The organism is Pseudonocardia sp. MH-G8 (assembly GCF_002262885.1).
Lineage (GTDB): Bacteria > Actinomycetota > Actinomycetes > Mycobacteriales > Pseudonocardiaceae > Pseudonocardia.
Genome location: NZ_NKYF01000015.1, coordinates 1 through 5619 on the forward strand (window position 1 = coordinate 1; position 5619 = coordinate 5619).

Below are 5619 nucleotides of genomic sequence, written 5' to 3' on the forward strand. Positions count from 1 at the left end.
TGATCGGACCGATCACCCGGCCGTGATCGCTCCGACGAGTACGCCACTGTCGCCGCCTCCGCACCCAGGTACTGATCGGATCGATCACCGCGCACCGCGTCCCGACCAGCAGCGTCGATCACGGGCGGACGGTCGTGGTCGGCGATCGACCGACCGCCGTGTGCCGTGATCGACGCAGTGCCCGCGGTGCAGACCTGAGCGTTTCGGATCAGGCTCTATCTGGACGTCTGGTCCCGATCCTGGCGATCTGATGGTTCCCGCCGGTCACCGTCGTCACGGGGACAGGTCCAGGTCCTCGACCGTGAGCAGCGTCAGGTCGGCCGCCGACCCGGACGGCGCGGTGCTGAGCCGGGAGGCCTGGCGGTCGGCCATCCGTTCGAAGACGCGACGCGCCGTGCGCCCGTTGCCGAATGTGCCGTCCTTGGGGATCTCGTCGAAGTAGGTCAGCAGGGCCGCTGCCGCCTCCTCCTCGATGCGGTAGTCGTGCGCACGGCACTGCAGGCGCACGATCGTCACCAGTTCCTCGGGCGAGTAGTTGGCGAACTCCAGGGTCCGCGAGAAGCGCGACTCCATGCCGGGGTTGGCGGCGAGGAACTGCTTCATCTCCTTCGAGTAGCCGGCGGCGATCACCACGACGTCGTCGCGGTGGTCCTCCATCAGCTTGACGAGGGTGTCGATGGCCTCCCGGCCGAAGTCCGGGCCGGTGCCGCCGCGGCCACTGGACAGCGTGTAGGCCTCGTCGACGAACAGCACACCGCCGAGCGCCCGCTCGAACGCCTCGCTCGTCTTGATCGCGGTGCCACCGATGATCTGCGCGACGAGGTCGGCGCGGGCGACCTCGACGAGGTGCCCGGAACGCAGGACCCCGAGCTGGGCGAGCACCTCCCCGTAGAGCCGGGCGACGGTCGTCTTCCCGGTTCCCGGGGCGCCGGCGAACACGAGGTGGCGCGCCATCGGCGGGGCCGAGAGCCCGGCGTCCATGCGGCGCTTCGCCATCTTGTTGAGGTTGATCATCGAGGTGACGTCCGCCTTGACGCCGTCCAGCCCGACCAGACCCTGCAGCTTGCTCAGCGGGTCGCCCGCCGTGCGCGCGGGCGCGGGCGGCTCGGGCGTGGCGGGGCCGGCCAGGGTCGCGACCGCGCCCGGCGGGCGCCCGCCGTTGCCGGTGTCGGTCAGGTCCCGGACCTCCAGGTCCGCCCCCGCCTCCTCGACCACCCCGGGGCCGCCGTTGTCGCGGACCGCGCAGTCCGACACCCGCACGGGTTCGGTCGTGGCGACGACGATGCCGCCCTCGGTGCTGCCGGTGAACTCCGAGGTGCTCACCGCTCCGGTGGAGCGGCCCTCGAGCCGCAGACCCGCGCCGGCGGCGGAGCGGACCCGGCAGTGCTCCACGGTCAGCTCGGCGTCGGCGTCGGCGCGGATGCCGTCCCCGCCGCAGGAGGCGAGGTCGGCGTCGGTGACGGCGAGCGTGCCGCCGTCGACGTGCACGCCGTGGCCCGCCGTCGACCGGAAGCTCGCGCCCACGAGCTCGGCACGGGCCCCGCCCCGCAGGACGGCACCGGCCTCCCCGGCCTGCTCGACCTCGACGGTCTCGAACCGCCCCCTGCCCCCGTCCAGGACGATCCCGGGCCCGGCCGGGGCGAGCACGCGCAGCCGGCGCACGAACGGCTCCGCGCCGGCGTCGACGAGCACACCGGCGGCACCGGCGTCGACGACGGTGAGCCGGTCGATCTCGGGCGTGCTGCGGCGGCTGATCCCGACCCCGGCGCCGGTGGTACCGGTCACCTCGCAGTCGGACACCGTGCCGGCCGAGCGCTCGGTGATGTGCAGGCCCTGCCCGCCGCTGGCGGTGATCCGGCAGCCGCGCAGCGCGGGGGCGCAGCCTGCATCGACGTAGACGCCCTCGGCGGCGCTGCCCTCGACGGTGCAGTCGTCGACGGTGACCGGGCCGGAGGTCGCGAGGTAGATCCCGACGCCCGCGGAGTCGCGCACCACGGTGCCGGTGGCGGTCAGCGCGGCGCCCCCCTCGACGGCCACGGGCGGTTTGCTGGTGGCCTCCACGGTGGACGTGGCGATCGTGGCGGTGGCCGCGCCGGTGACGAACAGGCCGTTCCCGCCGCAGGGGCCGATCGCGCAGTCACGGACCGCGAGCGTGCCGTCGCCGGTGGCGACCAGCGCCGAGGTGCCGATGTCGCGCAGCCGCGTGGAGTCGACGGACGCACCGTCCGGGGAGGCGGAGACGATGCCGGCCCCGGAACCGTTGCTCACCTCGCAGTCCCGCAGGGCGAGCGCGCCGGCACCGACGTGCAGCGCGGTCCACGCCGTGGCCTCGACGGCGCACTCGACCAGTTCGAGCCGCCCGCCCGACACGACGACCGCGGGATCGTCACCGGTGGCGCGCACCGTCAACCCGGCCACCGCCACCGCACCGTCGGTGACCACCAGGGCGGGGCCGGACGCGACCTGCAGCCGGACCGACCCCGGTCCGTCCTCGGCCGCCAGCGTGACGGCCCGGTCCAGGACGACGGGCCCGCTGTACGTGCCGGCCGCGAGCAGCAGCGTCGCACCCGCCGGGGCGGCCGCGACGGTCTCGGCCAGGCCGGTCCGCCGACCGGCCGACACCGACAGCATGGAACCGCTCACGAGTCCTCCTCGCTGGCGCTCGTCGGCCGCGTTCGCGGCGCTGCTGCGTTGGATGGTGAGCTCGCGAGCTCGCTCACGGTTGTGCCTCCTCGCATCCGGCGCCTGCGCTCATGCCCCCGCCTCCAGGCCGTCGCGCCGCGCCGCGAGCCGCGCCGCGGCGAGACCGTGCCGGGTGCGGCAGCCGAACCGCACGAACAGCCGCGTCAGGTGGTTCTCGACGGTCTTCTCGCTCATCCGGACCTCACGGGCGATCTGGCGGTTGGTCATCCCCCGCTCGACCAGCTCGACGATGTGCAGCTGGACATCGGTGAGGTCCGAGACCGGGTTCCGCCGCGACGGCGGGCGCACCCCCTGCTCGTCCATCAGGCGCCGCAGCCGCCCCCGGAGCACGGGCGCGCCGATGTCCTTGGCGATCGCGTGCGCCTCCGACCAGCCCGTGCCCGACGCTGCCGCCCCCGCCGCAAGCAGCACCCACACCAGTTCCGCGCGGTGGCCCCTGCTCCGCACCGGTTCCACGCCCCGCGCCAGGAACGCCCGGGCCGCGGCGTCGTCCTTCCCGAGCACGCCACGCACCAGGTCCCAGGTCTCCGCGGCGTCCGCGGCCTGGTTCCCCGGTTCCGTCCGGCACCACTCGACGGCCGCGCCCAGCAGCCGCGGGTACCACTCCCGTCGACGCTCGGCCCCGGCGATCCCGCAGAGCCTGGTCAGCAGGGACCGGCGACCGACGGCGAGCCTCCCGGGCCCGACGAGGTTCCACGCCCGCCAGCCCTCCTCGAGCGCCGCCTCGCCGTCGCCGGAGACCCACAGCCGGGCGACGCGCGTCCCGGCGTGGAGGGCCGGGTGCCGGCACGCCGCCGAGTCGTCCGGGACGTACTGCTGCCAGGCCGCCACCATGCGCTCGTCGTCCTGCAGGGCCGCGATGTCCAGGGCGATCAGCGCCGCCGCCTCGCGCAGGTCCGCGGCTCGCTCGTCCGAGCCGTGGTCGGCGAACAGCGCCCGCGCGCCCGCCGACGCCGCGCCCCACCGACCGCTCCGGTACGCCTCGCTCGCGCGGTGCAGCAGGACGGGCGGCCCCCCGGCCGGGCATGCGTACCCGGGGCCGAGCAGCGCGGCCAGCGCGCCGACGACGTCCCGGACCGAGATCGCCGAGTACGCCGCGAGCAGTGCCGTGGAGTGCCGGTAGCCGGGGGCCTGCACGGGGGTGGTGAGCGCGGTCAGGGCCCGCAGCAGCTCGTCGGCATCGACGCTCCCGCCGTCCGACCACCGCTGCGCGACGCCCAGCGGGCACGTGAGGCGCGAGTCGTCGGCAAGCGCTGCCCGCACCGCAGCCGGGACGGGCCGGGCGAGGGTGAGCGCGGCGACCGCGGCCGCGGCGGCCAGCAGCCCGCGGTCGGCGTCGCCCGGGATGGCGGGCTCGTGGCCGTCGGCACCGACGACACGCTCGACGAGACGCGCGACGCCGTCGTGGTCGCCGGCGCGCAGCAGCAGCCGCAGCGTCCACCCGGTCGTGCGGGCGCCGTCGCCGTCCGCGGTGTCGTGCCGGCGCACCGCGAGCAGGAACCGGGCGGCGCGCTCGGGCGCGCGGTGCTCCTCGGCCACGGCCTGCTCACGCAGCAGCGCCCCCCATCGCGGGTCGGGGGCCAGCGCCGCACCCGCGGCCACCACGTGATCGGCGAGCACGTCGGGGTCCATCGGGGCGAGGGTGGCGCGCGCGGGGTCGGTGGCCGCGAGCGCGACCGCGGCGTGCAGCGCGGGGACGCGGTGCGCGTCCGCCCGCGCGCGTAGGGTGGCACCGACCGCGGGACAGCGCACGGCCAGTTCACCGTCGTGCTCGGCGAGGATCGACTCCCCCACGAGGTGGTCGACGGCCACCCCGGTCTGCCCCACCGTCCTGCCCAGCGCCGCCGCAAGCAGCGGGACGTCGTCGACCCGGACCCGGCCCGGGCCGTCGACCAGCAGCACGAGGTCCTCGGCGAGCCCACCCCGCTCGCCGATGGCCGCCACCACCGGCGCGTTGTCGGGCAAGGTCGGCGTCCGGCCCGGTTCGCGCAGGCAGACGCGGCGGGCCACCGTGACCAGCCGATCGGCGCGGTGCAGCTCCTCGATCATCGAGAGCACGTACGCCGGGTTGCCCGCCAACGGGCCGAGCGCCCGCTTCAGCGCCGTGAGCAACCCCCTGTCGGGCCGACCGCGCAGCGAACGCTTCAGCAGCCGCCGGACCTCCTTGCCGTCGATCGGCTCGGCGCGGACCACCGCGTCGGCCACCGCGGTCAGGGTCGCGCTGCCCGTGGCGGTGGCGACGACACGGTGCCCGACCTGCCGCGCCGCGACGGCGAGGTGCTCGGAACCCGGCACGAGGTCGGCGTCGTCGAACAGCACCAGGGCGACGTCCGGCCCGAGGCAGGCCAGCAACCGCCTGATCTCCGCGTGGACGGCGGCGCGCCCGGTGGCGGTGCGGTAGGAGTCCGACGTGCACCGACGGCGCAGGGCCGCGGTGCTCCCCACCAGGTCGGTGCCGGCGCCCAGTTCCTCGAACTGCGCGTTGACCGCGTCGAGGAGCAGCCCCACGCCGTACTCGTCCCAGTCGGGGCGTCCCCCGCCGAGGTCGACGTGCAGCACCACGCGCCCGGCCGACCGGGCGATCGCGGCCGCGCGCCCGAGCAACGTGGTGCGTCCGCTGCCGCGGTCCCCGGTGAGGACGACGAGAACACCGCCTGGGCCGTCGGCCCCGAGCGCCGCGAGCTCGTCGTCGCGACCCACGGGAGCGGGCGCTGCCTTCGCCGCCGCCGATCCCGACCAGATGCCGTCCACACTTGCCTTCCACGGTGATCGATCGGTCCCGGGCCGCAGCCCACCCGCGGGCCCAGCATGGAGCACCGGGCGCGGGAGGGGGTGCGGGCGGCGACGATCCGGCCGTTCCGGGCAGCGACGGTGCCCCCGAGGGCCGATTCGGGCCACTACGTCATCATGATCCAT

2 protein-coding genes are annotated in these 5619 nt (G+C 75.9%); both read right to left on the reverse strand.

The window, feature by feature from the left end:
* Positions 1-273: 273 nt before the first annotated feature.
* Entirely contained in the window at positions 274-2643 is a 2370-nt protein-coding gene (locus CFP66_RS28065; protein ID WP_233159777.1) for a right-handed parallel beta-helix repeat-containing protein, read from the reverse strand.
* Between the two features lie 108 nt (positions 2644-2751).
* On the reverse strand, positions 2752-5454 hold the full coding sequence (locus tag CFP66_RS28070; protein ID WP_094928206.1) for a LuxR C-terminal-related transcriptional regulator: 2703 nt from the start codon (positions 5452-5454) through the stop codon (positions 2752-2754).
* Between the last annotated feature and the right edge of the window lie 165 nt (positions 5455-5619).